At 70.4% G+C, this 17,495-nt stretch carries 14 protein-coding genes; 6 read left to right on the top strand and 8 right to left on the bottom strand.

The annotated features are described in order from the left end of the window. The first annotated feature begins 2 nt into the window (after positions 1–2). The 4 genes from ACFY1H_RS38880 to ACFY1H_RS38895 are packed head-to-tail and all read left to right on the top strand — an operon-like array spanning position 3 to position 6,158. Positions 3–1,634 (top strand): thiamine pyrophosphate-binding protein, encoded by a 1,632-nt coding sequence (locus ACFY1H_RS38880; protein WP_366579522.1) that lies wholly within the window; start codon positions 3–5, stop codon positions 1,632–1,634. After that, positions 1,634–3,691 (top strand): hydantoinase/oxoprolinase family protein, encoded by a 2,058-nt coding sequence (locus tag ACFY1H_RS38885; protein ID WP_386955175.1) that lies wholly within the window; start codon positions 1,634–1,636, stop codon positions 3,689–3,691. Before ACFY1H_RS38880 ends, ACFY1H_RS38885 begins: the two co-directional genes overlap by 1 nt. After that, on the top strand, positions 3,685–5,370 hold the full coding sequence (locus tag ACFY1H_RS38890; protein ID WP_386955178.1) for a hydantoinase B/oxoprolinase family protein: 1,686 nt from the start codon (positions 3,685–3,687) through the stop codon (positions 5,368–5,370). The genes ACFY1H_RS38885 and ACFY1H_RS38890 overlap by 7 nt, the downstream gene beginning before the upstream one ends. Before the next feature lie 2 nt (positions 5,371–5,372). Then, positions 5,373–6,158 carry an SDR family NAD(P)-dependent oxidoreductase gene (locus ACFY1H_RS38895; RefSeq protein WP_386954959.1) on the top strand — a complete coding sequence of 262 codons (786 nt, stop codon included), beginning with the start codon at positions 5,373–5,375 and terminating at the stop codon, positions 6,156–6,158. Positions 6,159–6,480: 322 nt separating this feature from the next. Here the strand turns inward: ACFY1H_RS38895 and ACFY1H_RS38900 are convergent, their stop codons facing one another. Further along, a complete protein-coding gene (locus tag ACFY1H_RS38900; RefSeq protein WP_386955181.1) occupies positions 6,481–8,454 on the bottom strand; it encodes an NPCBM/NEW2 domain-containing protein in 1,974 nt (657 codons plus the stop codon). Between the two features lie 164 nt (positions 8,455–8,618). Between ACFY1H_RS38900 and ACFY1H_RS38905 the strand changes: the two genes are divergently transcribed. Both ACFY1H_RS38905 and ACFY1H_RS38910 read left to right on the top strand, forming a co-directional pair. Further along, a complete protein-coding gene (locus ACFY1H_RS38905; protein ID WP_386954962.1) occupies positions 8,619–9,800 on the top strand; it encodes a CaiB/BaiF CoA transferase family protein in 1,182 nt (393 codons plus the stop codon). A 15-nt stretch (positions 9,801–9,815) separates the two neighbouring features. Further along, positions 9,816–11,072, top strand: coding sequence for an aspartate aminotransferase family protein (locus ACFY1H_RS38910; RefSeq protein ID WP_386954965.1), 1,257 nt, complete (start codon positions 9,816–9,818; stop codon positions 11,070–11,072). Here the strand turns inward: ACFY1H_RS38910 and ACFY1H_RS38915 are convergent. The 7 genes from ACFY1H_RS38915 to ACFY1H_RS38945 form a co-directional block, all read right to left on the bottom strand. Then, positions 11,069–12,124 (bottom strand): DUF2891 domain-containing protein, encoded by a 1,056-nt coding sequence (locus tag ACFY1H_RS38915; protein ID WP_386954969.1) that lies wholly within the window; start codon positions 12,122–12,124, stop codon positions 11,069–11,071. The genes ACFY1H_RS38910 and ACFY1H_RS38915 overlap by 4 nt on opposite strands. Positions 12,125–13,274: 1,150 nt before the next feature. Then, positions 13,275–13,700 carry a VOC family protein gene (locus ACFY1H_RS38920; RefSeq protein WP_366579513.1) on the bottom strand — a complete coding sequence of 142 codons (426 nt, stop codon included), beginning with the start codon at positions 13,698–13,700 and terminating at the stop codon, positions 13,275–13,277. Continuing rightward, the gene (locus ACFY1H_RS38925) at positions 13,679–13,876 is read right to left on the bottom strand and encodes a hypothetical protein (protein ID WP_220243923.1); all 198 of its coding nucleotides are present in this window, start codon (positions 13,874–13,876) and stop codon (positions 13,679–13,681) included. The genes ACFY1H_RS38920 and ACFY1H_RS38925 overlap by 22 nt, the downstream gene beginning before the upstream one ends. Before the next feature lie 152 nt (positions 13,877–14,028). Beyond that, positions 14,029–14,523, bottom strand: a complete 495-nt coding sequence (locus ACFY1H_RS38930) for a GNAT family N-acetyltransferase (RefSeq protein WP_386954972.1) — start codon at positions 14,521–14,523, stop codon at positions 14,029–14,031. A 16-nt stretch (positions 14,524–14,539) separates the two neighbouring features. Continuing rightward, entirely contained in the window at positions 14,540–15,235 is a 696-nt protein-coding gene (locus tag ACFY1H_RS38935; protein ID WP_386954975.1) for an IclR family transcriptional regulator, read from the bottom strand. 204 nt (positions 15,236–15,439) lie between these two features. Further along, positions 15,440–16,894: a PH domain-containing protein gene (locus ACFY1H_RS38940; RefSeq protein ID WP_386955184.1), complete on the bottom strand. Its 1,455-nt coding sequence runs from the start codon at positions 16,892–16,894 to the stop codon at positions 15,440–15,442. A gap of 74 nt (positions 16,895–16,968) precedes the next feature. After that, positions 16,969–17,481, bottom strand: coding sequence for a PH domain-containing protein (locus ACFY1H_RS38945; RefSeq protein ID WP_386954978.1), 513 nt, complete (start codon positions 17,479–17,481; stop codon positions 16,969–16,971). Positions 17,482–17,495 lie beyond the last annotated feature (14 nt).

The raw sequence follows: 17,495 nt of genomic DNA on the forward strand, positions 1-17,495 counted from the left end.
CCGTGGCAGGACGGACTGGTGCTCAGCATCTGGGCGACGCGCTGAAGGCACTCGGGACCGAAGTCGTGTTCGGGCTTCCCGGTGTGCACAACCTGCCGCTGTGGGAGGCGTTGGCGGAAACGGGAATCCGGATCATCGGTGTCCGGCACGAACAGACCGCCGGGTATGCGGCCGACGGTTATGCCCGCGCCACGGGAAAACTCGGCGTCGCGCTCGTGACGACCGGGCCCGGCGCGGCCAACACGCTCGGCGCCGTGGGCGAGGCGATGGCCTCGGCCGCGCCGGTGCTCGTGGTCGCCACCGACATCCCGTCCACGCTCAAGCGCCCCGGCGTGGTGCGCGGTGTCCTGCACGAAACGTCCGATCAGCAGGCGATGTTCGCGCCCGTGACCAAGGCCGGCTTCACCGTCCACCGCGCCGACCAGATCGGCACCACCGTCCACCGCGCGGCGCGCCTGGCGCTGATGCCGCAGACCGGCCCGGTGTACCTCGGTATCCCGACGGACTACCTGCGGGAGACCACGGAGGCGAGCGGACCGCCGAAGCCGCTGGCCGAGCGGGTGCTCGACCTGCCGGACCTGGCGCGTGCCGCCGATCTCCTGTCCGGCGCCCGGCGTCCGTTGATCTGGGCCGGCGGCGGCGCGTTGCGGGCGGAGGCGGGCGAGGCCATCGGCAAACTCGCCGAACGGCTGGCCGCCCCGGTGGTCACCACGTTCGCCGCGCGCGGGCTGCTGCCGCTCGATCACCCTTGCCTGGCCCCGAATCCGGTGCACGCGCCGGAGGTCGGCGAGCTGTGGGACGAGGCCGACGTGGTGCTCGCCATCGGCACCGACTTCGACGGCCTGATGACGCAGAACTGGCTGATGCCCGCGCCGCCCAAGCTGATCGCGGTGAACGTGGACGCCTTCGATGCGGCGAAGAACTACAAACCGGACATCACGTTGGTGGGTGACGCCCGCCGCGTCGTCGAGTCACTGCGCCCGGCCAGCCGGCCGGGCCTGGACGAGCTGACCGTGCGGCTGGCGTCCATCGGCCGCCGCGTGCGCCAGCGCATCCGCACCGAAGAACCGCAGGCAGCCGACTTCCTGTCCACTTTGGAGGAAGTGCTGCCGGAACCCTCGATGCTGGTCACCGACATGTGCGTGGCCGGTTACTGGATCGGCGGTTTCCACCGCGTGCGCGCACCGCGCAAGCTGGCGTACCCGATGGGCTGGGGCACGCTCGGCTACGGATTCCCCGCGTCGCTCGGCGCCGCCGCAACCGGTTCCGGGCGCGTGGTGTGCGTGACCGGCGACGGCGGTTTCCTCTACGCGGTGGGCGATCTCGCGACGCTCGCGGAGGAGCAGCTGCCCGTGACGGTCGTGGTCGTCGACGACGGCGGCTACGGCATGCTGCGCTACGACCAGGACCAGGAAGGCCTGCCGCACCGCGGGGTCGACTGGGACAGCCCGGACTTCGTCGGCCTGGCGCGGTCGTTCGGGGTGCACGCCGACCGCGTGTCCGGGTTCGGGCGCGCGTTCCGCCGGCTGCTGGGCGAGTTCATCGAGTCGGACGAGCCCAACGTGCTCGTGGTGCGGGCGAAGCTGAAGCCGCCGGTGAACACCTCGCCCCGGTGGCCGCGGAAACCGCGCTGATGACGGGCCTGCGGGTCGGCGTCGACATCGGTGGCACGTTCACGGACCTGTGCGTGCTCGGCGAATCCGGGGTCGTCGCGGTCGGGAAGGTGCTGACCACCCAACGCGAGCCGGCGCTCGCGGTCGCCGAGGGCCTGGCGGAGGTGTTCGCGCGCGCCGGGCTGGACTTCGGCGACGTCGAGCAGCTCGTGCACGGCACCACGCTCGTCACCAACGCGCTGATCGAACGCAAGGGCGCGCGCACGGCGTTGCTCGCCACAGCGGGGTTCCGCGACGTGCTCGAGATGCGCCGCGAACACCGCTACGAGCTCTACGACCTGCGCCTCGAGCTGCCCGAGCCGCTGGTGCCGCGGTACCTGCGCTTCGACGTGCCGGAGCGGGTCCTGGCCGACGGGACCGTCCACACGGGACTGGACGAGGAGTACGTCGCGCGGCTGGGCCGTGAGCTCGAAGCCCGGGGGATCGACGCCGTCGCCGTGTGTTTCCTGCACTCCTTCACCAATCCCGCGCACGAGCGGCGCACGGCCGAGGTGCTGGCGCGAGTGGCGCCGCGGCTGCGGGTGGCGCTGTCGTCCGAAGTGGTGCCGGAGATACGGGAGTTCGAACGGACGTCGACCACCGTCGCGAACGTCTACGTGCAGGACCTCGCCGAGCGGTACCTCGCGGATCTGGCGCGCCGGCTGCGTGAGCTCGGCGTGCGGCCCGCGCCGCACATCATGTTGTCCCACGGCGGGATCGCGACCGTCGAGACCGCGGGCCGGTATCCGATCCGCATCCTCGAATCCGGCCCGGCGGGCGGGGCGCTCGCCGCGTCGGCGTTCGGCGTCGGGGCCGGGGAACGCGACCTGCTGGCGTTCGACATGGGCGGCACCACGGCGAAACTCTGCCTGGTCGCCGACGGCGCGCCCCTGGTGACGCACGAGTTCGAGGTCGGCCGCGAGTACCGGCTGCTGCCGGGCTCGGGGCTGCCGGTGAAGGTGCCGGTGACCGACATGATCGAGATCGGCGTCGGCGGTGGCTCGATCGCGCGCGTGAACGCGCTGGGGCTGCTGACCGTCGGGCCGGATTCGGCGGGGTCGGAGCCGGGCCCGGTGTGTTACGGCCGCGGCGGGACCGAGCCGACGGTCACCGACGCCGACCTGCTGCTCGGCTACCTCGACCCCGCGTACTTCCTCGGCGGCGGGATGGCGCTCGACGTCTCGGCGGCTCACGAGGCGGTGCGGACGAAGATCGCCGAACCGCTGGGCGTGAGCGTCGAGGAAGCGGCCTGGGGCATCCACACGAGCGTGAACGAGGACATGGCCAACGCGGCGCGCGTGCACGCCGTGGAGCGCGGCAAGGATCCGGCGAAACTGCCGATGTACACGTTCGGCGGCGCGGGTCCGGTGCACGGCGCCGGTGTCGCCCGCGCGCTCGGGGCGCCGACGGTGGTGGCGCCGCCGGCCGCGGGTGTGCTGAGCGCGCTCGGGTTTCTGACGGCGCCGCTGGCGTTCGACTTCGTGCGTTCGGCGCGGGCGGCCGTGCTCGACCTGTCGTGGGAGGACGTCGACGCGCGGTTCGCCGAGATGGAGGCCGAGGGCGCGGCGCTGCTGCGGGAGTCCGGTGTGGACGGTGCCGACGTGACCCACGCGCGCGTCGCCGAGATGCGGTATGCCGGTCAGGGATACGAGATCCGCGTGCCGGTGCGGGCTTCGGCCGCGACTTGGCCGGACGCCCTGGTCGCGGATTTCACCGACGTCTACCGCTCGTTGTACCGGCGAAGCGGACCGCCGGTGGCGGTGGAGGTGCTGAACTGGCGGGTGGTCTCGTCGGCTCCGGCGCCCGAGGTTTCGTTGCGGCTCAAGGACTCCGCGTCCGGAGACGCCGTCAGCGGCCGCCGCCCGGTGTACTTCTCGGGTGGATTTGTCGACACGGCGGTGGTGGACCGGTACCGGTTGCGGCCGGGCGCGCAGGTCACCGGCCCCGCGATCGTGCAGGAACGCGAGTCGACCGTGGTCGTCCCGCCGGGCGCGCGCTGCGTGGTGCGCGGCGACGCGAGCCTGGAGGTGAGCTGGTGACCGATCCGATCCTCGTGGGCCTGATCGGCAACCGGCTGCACTCGATCCTCGCCGAGCAGCAGAACGCGCTGGTCAACACGGCGTTCTCCGCAGTGGTGCGCGAATCGCTCGACCTCGCGTGCGCCGTCTTCGATTCGCGCGGCGAGATGATCGGCCAGTCGACCGGCGGTACGCCCGGCCACATCAACGCGATGGCCACCGGCCTGCGCCACTTCGTCGCCGAGTACCCGCCGGAGACGCTGGAGCCCGGCGACGTGCTGCTCACCAACGACCCGTGGCAGACGGCCGGGCAGATCAACGACATCACCGTCGCCACGCCGGTTTTCGCCGGTGGCCGGCTGGTCGCGTGGTTCGCGTCGTGCTGCCACGCGCCGGACATCGGGGGCCGGCTTGTGTCCGCGGACGCCACGGAGGTCTTCGAGGAGGGCCTGCGGCTGCCGATCCTGAAGTTCCTCCGCGCCGGCGAGGTCAACGCCGATCTGGAACGGCTGATCCGCGCCAACGTCCGCACACCCGAGGAGACCATCGGCGACCTGTACGCGCAGGTCGCGGGCAACGACGTCGGCGCGGCGATTCTCGTGCGCCTGCTGGACGAATTCGGGCTGACGTCGCTGGACGACGTCGCCGCCGAGATCATGAACCGCTCCGAACGCGCACTGCGGGAGGCGATCACCGCGTTGCCGGACGGCGTGTACCGCAACGAGCTGGTGACCGACGGCTTCGACGACGAACCGGTCGTGCTGCGCGTCGCGGTGACCGTGGCGGGCGACGAGATCCACGTGGACTTCGCGGGTTCGTCGCCGCAGAGCCGGCGCGGGATCAACGTGGTGCTGAACTACACGCGGGCGTACGCGTCCTTCGCGGTGAAGGCCGCGATCTCGCCGGAGGTGCCGCACAACGCCGGCTCGTTCCGGCCCGTGCACGTGACCGCGCCGGAGGGCTCGGTACTCAACTGCGTGCCGCCGGCGCCCGTCGCGTCGCGGCACCTGATCGGGCATTTCCTGCCGTCGTTGCTGATCGGGGCGCTGCCGGACTGCCCCGTCGCGCCGAGTGCCGACGCGCTGTGGATGACGATCTGGCGTGGCGAGGGCTTCATGTCCACGGTGTTCCAGACCGGCGGCATGGGCGCGCGCGGGTCCCGCGACGGCCTCTCGACCACGGGTTTCCCCAGTGGCCTGCGCTCGACGCCCACCGAGGTGATCGAGACGAGCGCGCCGCTGGTGCAGGGCGTGCGGGAGCTGCGCGTGGACTCGGGTGGCGCCGGGAGGTTCCGGGGCGGGCTGGGCCAGCGAACAACGATGGCGGCCTTGGGCGGGATTCCCTGGAGTGTCAACGGGAACGTCGACCGGGTGCGGGCCGCCGCGTCCGGTGTGGACGGTGGTGCTCCGGGCGCCGTCGGCCGGTTCGGGCTGGCCGGCGGCGCCGACCTCCCCGCCAAGAGCCGCGTGGCCCTGGACCCGCACGCCGAGGTCGACGTCGTCCTCCCCGGTGGCGGCGGCTACGGCGACCCGCGGCGGCGCGCCGTGGCGGACGTCCTGGCCGACGTGGTGGCGGGGTACGTTTCCGCGGAGGCGGCCGAGTCCGTCTACGGCGTGGTGGTGCGCTACACCGGCGCGCCGGACGCGCTGGTCAGGCTGCCCGAGGACTACGAGGTGGCCGAACTTCGAGGGAGGGACTGAACATGGGTCGGTTGGCCGGCAAGGTCGCGGTGATCTTCGGGGGCGCGCGGGGCATCGGCCTCGCCACCGTGAAGGAGTTCCTGGCCGAGGGCGCCGTGGTTTTCGCGAGCGACATCCGCGAACCGGCCGCCCACCTGGACGGCTACCGCCACTCGCTCGTCGACGCCACCGACGAGACCGCGGTCAACGACTTCGTCGCGGGCGTCATCGAGGACGCGGGCCGCATCGACGTGCTGGTGAACAACGTCGGCGCCCACCTCGCCAAACCCCTCACCGAGACGACACTGCAGGACTTCGACACCATCTTCGCCCTCAACGTCCGCACCGCCTTCCTCGGCACGCGCGCCGTCTTGCCCCACATGCTCGCCCAACGCTCCGGCAGCATCATCACGACCTCGTCCAACGGCGGCGTCATGGGCCGCCCCAGCGACCCCGTCTACAACGCGACGAAGCACGCCTTGGTCGGCCTCACGAAGTCCCTCGCCGTCGCCCACGCCCACCAGGGCATCCGCGCCAACACCGTCAACCCGGGCGCCATCGACACCGACATGCTCCGCTCGACCCTCGCCTCCCCGGACGACTTCGAGACCAAGCAACACCAACTCGTCGCCAGCACCCCCGCCGCCCGCGTCGGCGAAGCCACCGAGGTCGCCAAAGCCATCCTCTTCCTGGCCACCGACGAATCCCGCTTCATCAACGGCGCCGTCCTCCCCATCGACGGCGCCAAATCCGCCGGCGCCATGCCCTCGAACCGCTACAGCCTCGACTTCGACCTGGGCGCCCGCTGACTCCTCGTCCCCAATGCGGCGTTCGTTGCGCTCAACGCACCGAACGCCACATTGGGGCGCTTGGCCACCACCCAAACGGCCACCAGCCTGCCCAACTCACGCACTCACCCGGGCCGCGCAAACCCCACCAACCGCCGCTCACCTACGCGACGAAACCTGCACCCAGCCCCTCCCCGGCACCCCGATCCGAAGCCTCTTTGCGGCCGGCGACGTGTTGTCAAGGCACGCTTTCCCGCCTTGACAACACGTCACCGGCCGTCAACACAATCCAGCTTCGGGGTGCACACCTACCGCAACACGCCCCTGCGCAGGACCAAAACCCTCAGCACGTCACCAAAGCATCAGCCCAATCGGCATGATCCGTGTTATTCCCATCCCCACCATCCGTCACCACAAGATCCAACACCTGCACCCCACCGAGCGGCACATCCAGAACCTGCGCCACCGACCCATGCCGCACCACATCCGTCGAAGCCAACGTCTTCCCATCCCCCCGAACCTCGAACGTCACACTCCCGGTCGCGAACTCGTCATCCAGCCCCACAACCGAATGAAACGCCTGACACCCCCCACCCAAATACACCCGCACCAACGAAGGCGCATGCGCCCCCAGCCCATCCGAATACACCTGACCGTTGATCGTGATCGGATTCCCGTCACCAGCCTGGTTCTCCCCATTGCTGGTCCCCCGCTCAACCGGACCCCACCCGTTCTCCGTCAGCAGGAACGGCGCCTTCGACATCGCCGTCACCCCGGCCGCGAACGGCGTCACCACCGGTCCGCCCGCATCAGCCGACAACGATCGCCGCCCCCAGCCCGTCACGTACGAAGCCTTCGCCGACATCGAAACCTGCGCCCCCGGCTTCACCGGCTTCACCGTCACTGCGCGATCCCAAGACTTCCCCGGCGCCACCACGGGAACGAGCACCTCACCCCGCCCGTCGATCTGCCAACCAGCCGGCGAAGACACCGTCACCCGAGCCGCGGCAAGCGGGGTGCTGCCGTCATTGGTCAGCCGAACATGCGCCGTAAACGGCTTCCCAGCCGGAAAATACGACCCCGCATCAAGCGACAACGTCGCCGCCGGTGCCGCCGCCGGGAACTTCGCCGGCCACACCCGCAACACCGCCGACCCATGACTCGGCACAGTCGCCCGCAACGTCCCGGCGCTCTCGGTCTCCGCACCACTCCACAGATCCCGCACCCGGAAATCCCGCCCGGACAACCCGATCTCCGACGCGTTACTCGTCATCGTCGCGGCCGAGATCCCGCGGTTGAACAGCACCACCGCAGCCGAACCGTCCGACATCGGCTTCGTCCACACCTCGGTGTCGCCGTCGTCGCGCACCTTGTGACCCTGCACGCCCGCCCAGTCCTGGTCGAGGGCGACGACGTCCTTGTTCGCCAGGATCGCCTTCGTCGTGGCCGGCATGGAGCGGACGTCGTTGCCCGCCAGCAGCGGTGCGTTCATCAGCGACCAGAGCGCGAAGTGCGAGCGGTACTCGGCGTCGGTCATGCCGCCGTTGCCGACCTCGAGCATGTCGGGGTCGTTCCAGCCGCCGGGACCGGAGTACTTCTCGAGCCCCACCTGCTGGTCGAGGATGCCGGTCATGCTGGTCCAGTTGTCGCTGATGTCACCGGTGGTGCGCCACAGCTGCGCGCCGGAGGTCTTGCCCCACAGCCACGGCTGGTTCTCGCCCCACTCGCACAGGGCGTAGATCATCGAGCGGCCGGTTTTCTTGATCGCGTCGCCCATCTTCGTGTAACGCTCGATGGCCGGGCGGCCCTCGTTGTTGCAGTTGTCGTACTTGAGGTAGTCGACGCCCCAGTCGGCGAAGGTCTGCGCGTCGACGTCCTCGTGGTCGAGCGCACCCGGCATCGTCTTCGCGCAGGTCTGCGTGCCGGCGCTGGTGTAGATGCCGAGCTTGAGGCCCTTGGCGTGCACGTAGTCGGCGAGCGCCTTGATGCCGCTCGGGAAGCGTTCGTGGTTGGGCTCGAACTTGCCCTCGGTGTTGCGGTTCTGCTCGGCCCAGCAGTCGTCGATGTTCACGTACTGGTAGCCGGCGTCGCGCAGGCCGCTGCTGACGATCGCGTCGGCGGTCTCGCGGATGAGCTCTTCGTTGATGTTGCAGCCGAACTTGTTCCAGCTGTTCCAGCCCATCGGCGGCAGCGCGCCGGTTTGCTGCCGGACGGCGTTCGGGGCGGCGGGGGCCGCTTCCGCGCTCGCGGTGGTGAGGGCGGTGGCCAGGCCGGTTGTCAGGCACGCAACCGCCAGCAGGCCCACAAGACGACGCATAAATAACCTCCCAGAGTGCGCAACCCAACTCATCAAAGCGGCACATACTCACCCAAAAATCAACAGGAGTGAACGGTTCACGTCAATGGGCCGTTGGTAGGTAATCCGTTGTCCGGGAGGTAGAAAGGAGGCGTAGGTCCGCGACGACGCCCGAGGAGCCGCCCATGCCCGAGGTCCGCCCGCTCGACGGTCTCAAGGTCGTCGACCTCTCCCGGATCCTGGCGGGGCCGTACTGCACGCAGTACCTCGGCGAGATGGGTGCCGACGTCGTCAAGGTCGAGCCGCCCGGCCACGGAGACGACACGCGCCTGTGGGGTCCGCCGTTCGTCGGCGACGAGGCCGTGTACTTCCTCGCGGCCAACCGCAACAAGCGCGGCATCGTGCTCGACCTCAAGTCCGAACGCGGCCGCGAAGCCGTGCGCCGGCTCGTGGCCGACGCGGACGTGCTCGTCGAGAACTTCCGCCCCGGCACGCTGGAGCGGTGGGGCCTGTCGTACGCCTCGCTGTCCGAGCTGAACCCGCGGCTGATCCACGTGTCGATCACGGGTTTCGGCCAGACCGGGCCGTACCGCGACCGGCCGGGCTACGACCTCGTCGCGCAGGCGCTCGGCGGCGTGATGGGGCTGACCGGCGAGCCCGACGGCGCGCCCGCCAAGGTGGGCCTGCCCGTGGCCGACCTCAACGCGGGCACGTGGGCGATCATCGGCGTGCTGATGGCGCTGCAGGCCCGGCACACGACCGGGCGCGGGCAGTACCTCGACGTCTCCCTGCTCGACGCGCAGCTCGCCTGGCACATCTACGCCGCGGGCGCACACTTCTACGACACCCCGCGCCCGCGCCGGATGGGCTCGGCGCACCCGAGCATCGTTCCGTACCAGGCGTACCACGTGTCCGACGGCTGGCTGATCATCGCGGTCGGCAGCGAGAAGCTGTGGCGCAACTTCTGCGGCGTGCTCGGCCTGGACATCGCGGAGGACCCGCGGTTCTCGACCAACGCCGCGCGGTCGGCCCACCGCGACGAGCTCAACGCGTTGCTGGAGGAAGTGCTGGTCACACGCACGGTCGACGAGTGGACGAAGGCGCTGGACGAGGCGAGCATCCCGGCCGCGCCGATCAACGACATCGACGACGTGTACGCCGACCCGTGGACCGCCGCGCGCGACCAGGTCGTGCGGCTGCCGCACCCGACCATCGGCACCTACCTCGGCACGGGTTTCCCGGTGAAGGCCTCGGACACGCAGCCGCGGCCGACGTCGGCGCCGCCGGTGCTGGGCCAGCACACGGCGGAGGTGCTCGCGGAAATCGGGTACTCGGAGTCGGAGATCGCCGAGTTCCTTTCGTTGTGACACAAGGAGGAGTACATGGAGAACCCGCTGTGGCACCCGTTCGCGGACATGGGCGCCGTCGACGGCGACCGCTTCGTGATCACGCGCGGCTCGGGCTCGCACGTGTGGGACGACGCCGGCCGCCGCTACTTCGACGCCACGGCTTCGCTCTGGTACGCGAACTTCGGCCACGGACGGCCCGAGATCACCCAGGCCGTGACGGCGCAGCTGGAGAAGCTGGATTCGTACAACCTGTTCGGGTACTACGCGAACGAGCCGGCGCTGGAGCTGGCGTCAAGGCTTTCTTCGCTCGCCCCGGTGCCGGGGTCGAAGGTGTTCCTCGGCTCCGGCGGCGGTGATGTCGTCGACACGGCCGTGAAGATCGCGCGGGCGCACTTCGTCCACACTGGACGGCCGGAGAAGACCCACATCATCGGGCGGACGCAGGGGTACCACGGGACGCACGGGTTCGGCACGGCCGTGGGCGGGATTCCCGTCAACGCCGAGGGGTTCGGGCCGATGCCTTCGGGGTTTTCGCATGTGGCGTACGACAGCGTTGCGGCTTTGGAGGCCGAGATCCTGCGGGTGGGGGCGGATCGGGTCGCCGCGTTCTTCTGTGAGCCGGTGATCGGTGCGGGCGGGGTGTTGTTGCCGCCGGAGGGGTATCTCGAGGCCGCGGTGGAGGTTTGCCACCGGTACGGCGTGCTTTTCGTGGCGGACTGCGTGATCGCCGCGTTCGGGCGGTTGGGGACGTGGTTCGGGATCGACCGGTGGGCGGTTCGGCCGGACATGGTGACGACGGCCAAGGGCCTCACCGGGGGGACGATCCCGTTGGCCGCGTTGCTGGTTTCGCCGGAGGTGGCGGCGCCGTTCTTCACTGGTTCCGCCGGGGCGCCGGTTTTGCGGCATGGCGCCACTTACGCCGGGCATCCGGTGGGTTGTGCCGCCGCGTTGGCGACCTTGGACATTTACGAGAAGGACGGGTTGATCCCGCGCGGGCGAGACCTGGAGAAGCCGCTGGCGGACGCGTTGGCTGAAGCGGCTTCGCATCCGCTGGTGGGCGAGGTTCGGGCTGGGCTCGGGTTCCTGGCCGCGGTGGAGCTGTCGGCGGAGGTGCTGGCGGCGGACCCCGGGGCGCCGGGGAAGCTGCAGCGGCTGGTGCGCGACGAGGGTGTTCTGGTGCGGCCGTTGGGGAAGGGGATCGCCATGTCGCCGCCGCTGGTGGCGGGGGACGAGGAGCTGGACCTGCTGGCGGCGGCGATTCCGGCGGCGCTTTCCCGGCTGCAGGGCTAGGTTTCCGTGCGTAGCGGGGCGTTTGTCGCCTGGTCACGAGTGCCCGCGGTCAGGTACAGGACGGCGTAGCAGGCGAGCCAGTGTTCGACCATGTAGTCGCTGCCGCTGACGTGGTCGAGCTCCGGGTCCGCGTGGGCTTCGGCGGCTCGGGTCAGCAGGGGTTTGCGCGGGTCGGCGGCGGGGAGGCGGTCGGCCACGCGCAGCCAGCACCAGGCGCGGCTGAGGTTGAGGCCGCGGAGGTGGGCGAGCTGGCCGTCGCTGTCGTCGGACACCGTGGCCGGGGTGAGGAGCGCGTCGGGGAGCTCGGGGAGGAACCGGTCGAACCAGGCGGTGAACTCGTCGGCCGGCAGGAGGCTCGCCTGCAGCTCCGCCTCGGTGAGGGCGGCCGACAGGAAATCGGCGCCGGAGGGTTCCCAGGCGGCGGGGTAGTCGGTGTCGGTGCCGAACCAGCGGGTGGCGGCGTCTTGGATGGCAGTGAGGAGGGCGGGGTCGTCGTGGCTCCTGGCATACGGCAGCGCCCGGGAGAGCCCGAAGGCGCTGTTGTTGTGCGCGCCGGTGCGGACGGGGTACGTCTGCTTGGGGAGCCAGCCGAGGAAGGCGTCGGTGACGGCCGCCGACAGGGGTGCGAGGTTCGCCGCCCAGGTTCGAGCGTCGGGGTCGTCCCAGGTGGCGATTTCGTGGTGGAGCATCAGCGCCCAGCCCCAGCCGTAGGGGCGGGCTCTCGATCCGTTGGTGCGGAACGTCTCGGCCTCACCTTGGAGGGCGTCGGCGGTGAGGTGCTCGTTGAGCACGGTCCGGATGTCGTCGGTCGGTACTGCGCGCGGGGTGGCGCGGAGCAGCCGGACGAGCAACCAGTGCATCTCGACGCAGGAATGCCAGTCGAAACAACCGTAGAACGCGGGATACAGCTCACGCGGCCGATTCGGGAAGTCCCCGGGGAACCGCATCGTGCTGCGAATGTCGTTGGGGAACTCCTTCCTGACGTTGCGCACCGCGGCGGCACTGTACTCGGCGGCGCGGGCCAACAGCTGCTTCTCTCGCCGGGACGTCATGGGTGTGCGGCCTCCTGCCGTAGAACCTGGACCGGCCGCCCCCTGCTGCCGGCTCACGGACACCCCGCATCACCCCACATCGACTCGCCTGACCGCAAGATCCTCAGCGAGCCGATCCACAACTTGCCACACCCGGTGGCAAGACCCACCTCCACTCGGCAAGGCGGTGTGGGTTGGCAAGCTCCATACGTGTGGCAAGGGTTGAGAGGAGTGGCAAGTTTCGTGCCGCTCGCCCGCCATTGCCGCGGCAACGTGCGACATCCAATGGCAAGTTTCCGCGCCGATGGGCAAGACGCCATGGACGCCGCCATGCATCGGGGTATGGCAAGTGCCACCGCCACTTCACTGCCCCCGCCACGCCAAAGCGCGGCGCCCGCCGGCATGTCTCGCTCTGAGCGGCATGGAGCTGGGTTAGGTGGCAAGGTGCTGTGAGGAACGGCAAGACGGGCCGCCGATGGCAACGTCTCGCAGGCGTAGCGCGGGCGCGAGGTGAGCCGTAGGTGCTGCTTGCCACTGCCACTGCCACTGCCACTGCCAGTGCCGCTGCCGTGGCAAGACTAGGCGTGCGGCGGCGAGGTTCCGCACGGTTTGGCAAGGTGCCGCATCGAGTCGCAAGAGGTCGTGCGGACGGCATGGTGTCGAGACGGTGGCAAGAGCAGTGCGCTTGGCATGTGCCGTTGTTGTGGCGATGTGCACCGTGAGGTGGCGAGATGCCGCGCTGATTGGCGAGACACCTGACGGCATGGCATTGACCGCGGCGAGTGGCAAGTTCCGCGCGGGTTGGCAAGGCGCCGTGCGGGCGGCATCGATCGGGGTGGCGTGGCAAGTTTCGCCAGGCGCGGCAAAGCGCCGTAGGGGGTGGCGTGGGGCGAAGGGACGGAGCGGCAAGTTTCGCCAGGAGTGGCAAGGCGCCGTACGGGATGGCGTGGGTTGCCGCCGAGTGGCAAGTTTCGCGCGGGTTGGCAAGACGCCGTGCGGGGTGGCATCGACCGGAGTGCAGTGGCAAGTTCCGCCCGGCGTGGCAAGGGTGGTCCGAGCGGCAAGGCCGTGGTCACCACGAAGGCTCGGCTGCCCCCACGTCAGCCGAGCCGGAGTCGTGAGGTGGGTGGGGCCGAGGTGGTCGGAAGCGCGGAAAACGAAGCCCAACCCGTCAACCGATGCAGAATTCGTTGCCCTCCGGGTCCGCCAGGGTGATCCAGCGGTTGGGGCCCTGAGAGCCTCGGTGCAGGAACGTCGCGCCCCGGGCCTGGAGCTTGGCGAATTCCTCCTCCATGTTCTCCGGGCCGCCGACGCGGACGTCGAGGTGGAGGCGGTTCTTCACGGTCTTGCCTTCGGGCACGAGCTGGAACAGGACGCGGCGCGACGTCTCCGGGTGGGAGATCGCCGCGCCTTCGCGCCAGACCAGGGCGCCCCGGTGGATGGTGGTGTCGGACTCCATCGCGTAGCCCTTGGCGATCATCTCGCGGATGAAGGCCTCGTCGCTGGGTTCGACGGTCCAGCCGAGCGTCTCGGCCCACCAGTCGGCCTGGGTGTGCGGTTCCGCGGAGTCCACGGTCACCTGGAAGTCATACGCCATACCGGGACGTTAACGACCGACCCCGACATTTTCGGCAGCTCGGACTCGCCCGGCACGTCGGTGAACGCCCACTTGTCGACGCCGCCGCCCATGATTTCGGCGTAGCGGCGGGCGCCGTCGGCGTTGGCGAAGCGCACCTGCTGGCCGTTGGTGAGGTGGGTGATCTTGACTGCCACGCTGCCTCCAAACGCTGAAAACCGAGAGTGCCGGCCCGCGGAGCTTCCCCCTCCGGGGCCGGCTCGACCAGTAGAACACGTGTTCGAAGGCGCCCGCAAATCGGGTCCCCCTCGTGGGCGACGCATGTCCCCCGGAGGGGTAACACCGCTGGTCAGCGAATCATCGCGAGACGCGGCCAGCGGTCCAGTCCGAGCGCCGCCTCGTGCTCGCGGATGGCGCGCAGCGAAGGTCCCCATGAGGCCGAAGGCAGCTCCCGGAAGCCCAACCGCGCGTAGTACGGAGCGTTCCACGGCACGTCACGAAAGGTCGTCAACGTCAGCGCCGGGAGACCGAGCGAACCGGCCCACGCCTCAGCCGTCTCGATCAGCTCCCGGCCCAGCCCCCGGCGCGCGAAAGACGGCAGCACCGACACCTGCTCGACGTGCCCGTTGCCGTCCACGACATCCGCCACCAGGTACGCCGCCACCACACCCGACGCATCCACCACCCAGCACCGCCCGCCGGCCTGGTAAGGCAGCAGCTCCGCCACGGAAAACGGTTCGTCATCCGCGACGGCCGCCATCCCCAGCCCGCGGAACGGCTCCCCGGCCGCGCGTTCGAGTTCGCCCAGCAACGGCAGGTCGGAAGCACGAGCGAGCCGGATCATCCCCCATTCCTACCCGCTACATCGAATACGACGAAACTGCTTTCTTGATGCGCTCGGCATACACCTGCAACGCGCTGATCGCCTCGGCCCGCGCGGCGTCACTGATGCGCGCGGCGGGCCCCACGAGCGAGAGCACACTCGGCCGCGTCCGCCCCGTTTCCACCGGCACCGAACACGCCCACACGCCGTCCTCGATCTCGCCCCAGCTCTGCGCGTAGCGGTTCGCCAGGGCGAGCTTCAGCTCCTCGCGCACCTCGATCCCGTGCTCGCGCGCGATCTCCGCGACGCGCTGCTCGCGTTCGCCGTCGGGCAGCAGGGCGAGCAGCATCTTGCCGGTCGCGCCGGCGCCGAGCGGGATCGAGTGCCCGGGCTGGAACGTGAACCGCATGGCACGGTCGCATTCGACCCGATCGGTGCACACGGCGAGGTCGCCGAAATGCTGGAACAGCAGGATCGTCTCGCCGAGCTCGCGCGACGCCTCCTCCATGGTCGGGCGGGCGATCCGGGCGACGTCGTTGGCCAGCCGCGCGGCGCGCGCGAGCGGCATCACCTGGCTGGTCACGTGGTAGCGGCCCGAGCGCGCCTCTTCGAGCAGCTGCAGTTCCTTCAGCAGCTGCACGTAGCGATAAGTCGTGGCCACCGGGCTGCCGATCACCTCGGCCAGCTCCGCGACGCTCGCCTCCCAGCGGTGCTCGGAGAACGCGAGCAGCACCTGGAGAACCTTGCGCGAACTGCTTGTGCCTGCCGTTCGGCGCGGCCGCTCGGGGCTTGCAGAGCTTGCAGCGATTTCTTCGGAAGGCGGCATTCGAAACCTCTTCGTGGTCTGCGACCAGACTCGCGCGCACGACAAGTGAATAAATTACCACATGCGGAGAACAATCGCGTGCAGTGAATTCACCGGAATGATCACGGCCGGTTATTCGGCCCGTTTCCCGGAGACCAGGAACGGCGTGAGCAACCCCGGCACCGTCGCGTCGGCCAGCGCGAGTCCGGCGCTTTCCCCGACGTCCACCACGTGGTAGCGGCCGCGCCCCGCCGCGATCGGCGCGACCACCGTGACGAGGCCGGCGCGCCGCTGGAACCACGAGCGTGCCACGACGATCCCGGTCAGCCCGTCGCGCCGCACCGCGACCGTCGTGCGCGCCAGCGAACCCGAGCGCGTGACGAGGTAGCGGCCGGCCAGCGCGTGGCCCAGTGTGCGGTAACGGTCCCAGCCCACCAGCACCGCGAACGGCACCAGCACCAGCGCGAGCTGCCACGGCCAGTCCGGCAACGCACCGGCCCACGCCAGGAGGAACAGCGCCGCCGCCGGCACCAGCACGCTCGTCAGCGCCCGTGTGATCCGCCGGTTCAACGCCTGCCGCGGGTGCCGCACGAGCGCCGCGCCCGCAACGTCCTCGCCCAGCACCTCACCCGCCACCTCCTGCGCGCGCCCGAGCGGCGCGGGCGGCAGCAGCAGCCCGCCGCCCTTGTCGGCGCCCTTGCCTTCGCGCAGGCCCGCGGCCACCGCCACGCACTTCGCACCGCCGACCATTCGCAGTGGCAACGGTTCTTTCAGCTCGACCCCGCGCAGCCGGTCTTCCTCGATCGACACCGACCGCGTGGTGATGAGGCCCCGCCGGATGTGCAGCGTGCCGCCCGGCTCGCGCGTGAGGCGGAAGTTCCAGAACGACAGCACGTAGCCGCCCACCGAAAGCACCGACACGAGCAGCAGCAGGCCGATCGCCGCCGCGGCCACCGTGAGCCACACGGGTTCCTGCGTCACGCGGTCGGCGAGCTCGCGCAGCGGCCCGTAGCGCACCGGGTCGAGGTTCAGCTCGTGCGCGAAGTGGTAGACGGTGCCGAGCATCGCGCCCACCACCGCGATGCCGGAGAGCGTGAACGGCGCGTACCGCAGCCACTTCCGGTCCACGGCCGCCACCAGCTGCTCCGGCGGCGCCACGACGTCGGCCGGCATGGCTTTCCGGTGCAGCAGCAGGGTCCGCAGCCGTTGCGCTTCCTCGCGGGTGACGGCGTCGAGCACCAGCTCGTCCTTGCCCGGCCCCTTCCCGTGCGAGTGCCGTCCGGTGCCGATCCGCACCGCGGCCAGGGAGAACAACCGGTGTTTGGGCTCCGACACCACGTCGACGGTGCGGATCCGGTCTCGCGGGACGGCCCGCTGCTTGCGCAGCAACAGCCCCGTGCGCCATTCCACCTGCGTGTCCGTGATGCGGTAGCGCGAGGTGAGGCAGTGCGAGATACCGGTGGCGATCGTCAGCGCGGTGAAGGCGAGCCCGATCCACTGCCAGCTGTTGCCCGAGCCCAGCAGCAGCGCGCCGACGAGCACGGGCAGCGACCGCACGAGGTCGAGCACCGGCCGGATCAGCAGCATCCGCAGGTCGAGCCGGTGCCACGGGGCTTCCGCCGTGCCCTCGTACGCCTGCGTGGTCGCCGGCAGCGCCGCGCTCACGTGGCGTCCCCGCGCACGGCCTGAGTGGTGCGCGTCAGCTCGTCGGCCAGCGCGACGGCCCGGTCGTGGTCGAGCCCGGAGATCCGCAGCGGACCCGCGGCCGACGCCGTGGTCACCGTGATCCGCGCCAGCCCGAACAGCTGCTCCAGCGGGCCGCGCTCGATGTCCACGGTCTGGATCCGCGAGATCGGCGCGATCCGCCACTCCTGCTTGAGCCAGCCCGACTGCGTGTACACAGCCTCCGCCGTGACCTCCCACCGGTGCACGCGGTAGCGCCACTGCGGCATCACGAGCAGGTGCAGCGGCCCGAGCACGCAGCAGAGCACGAGCGTCACCGACAGCCACGACGGCGGGTCGTCGCTCGTGGCCACCACCACCGCCTGCACCCCGATCACGACGAGCCAGCCGATCGCCGCCGACGCCGTCCAGTGGCCGATGGCCTTGCGGCTCACCCGGTGCTCGGGTGGTCGAAGGCTGAGGCTCAACGCGGCGGGTTCTTCTGCGGTCACCTGCTCAGCGTGCC

The sequence above is a fragment of the Amycolatopsis sp. NPDC001319 genome (assembly GCF_042896185.1).
Classification (GTDB): domain Bacteria; phylum Actinomycetota; class Actinomycetes; order Mycobacteriales; family Pseudonocardiaceae; genus Amycolatopsis.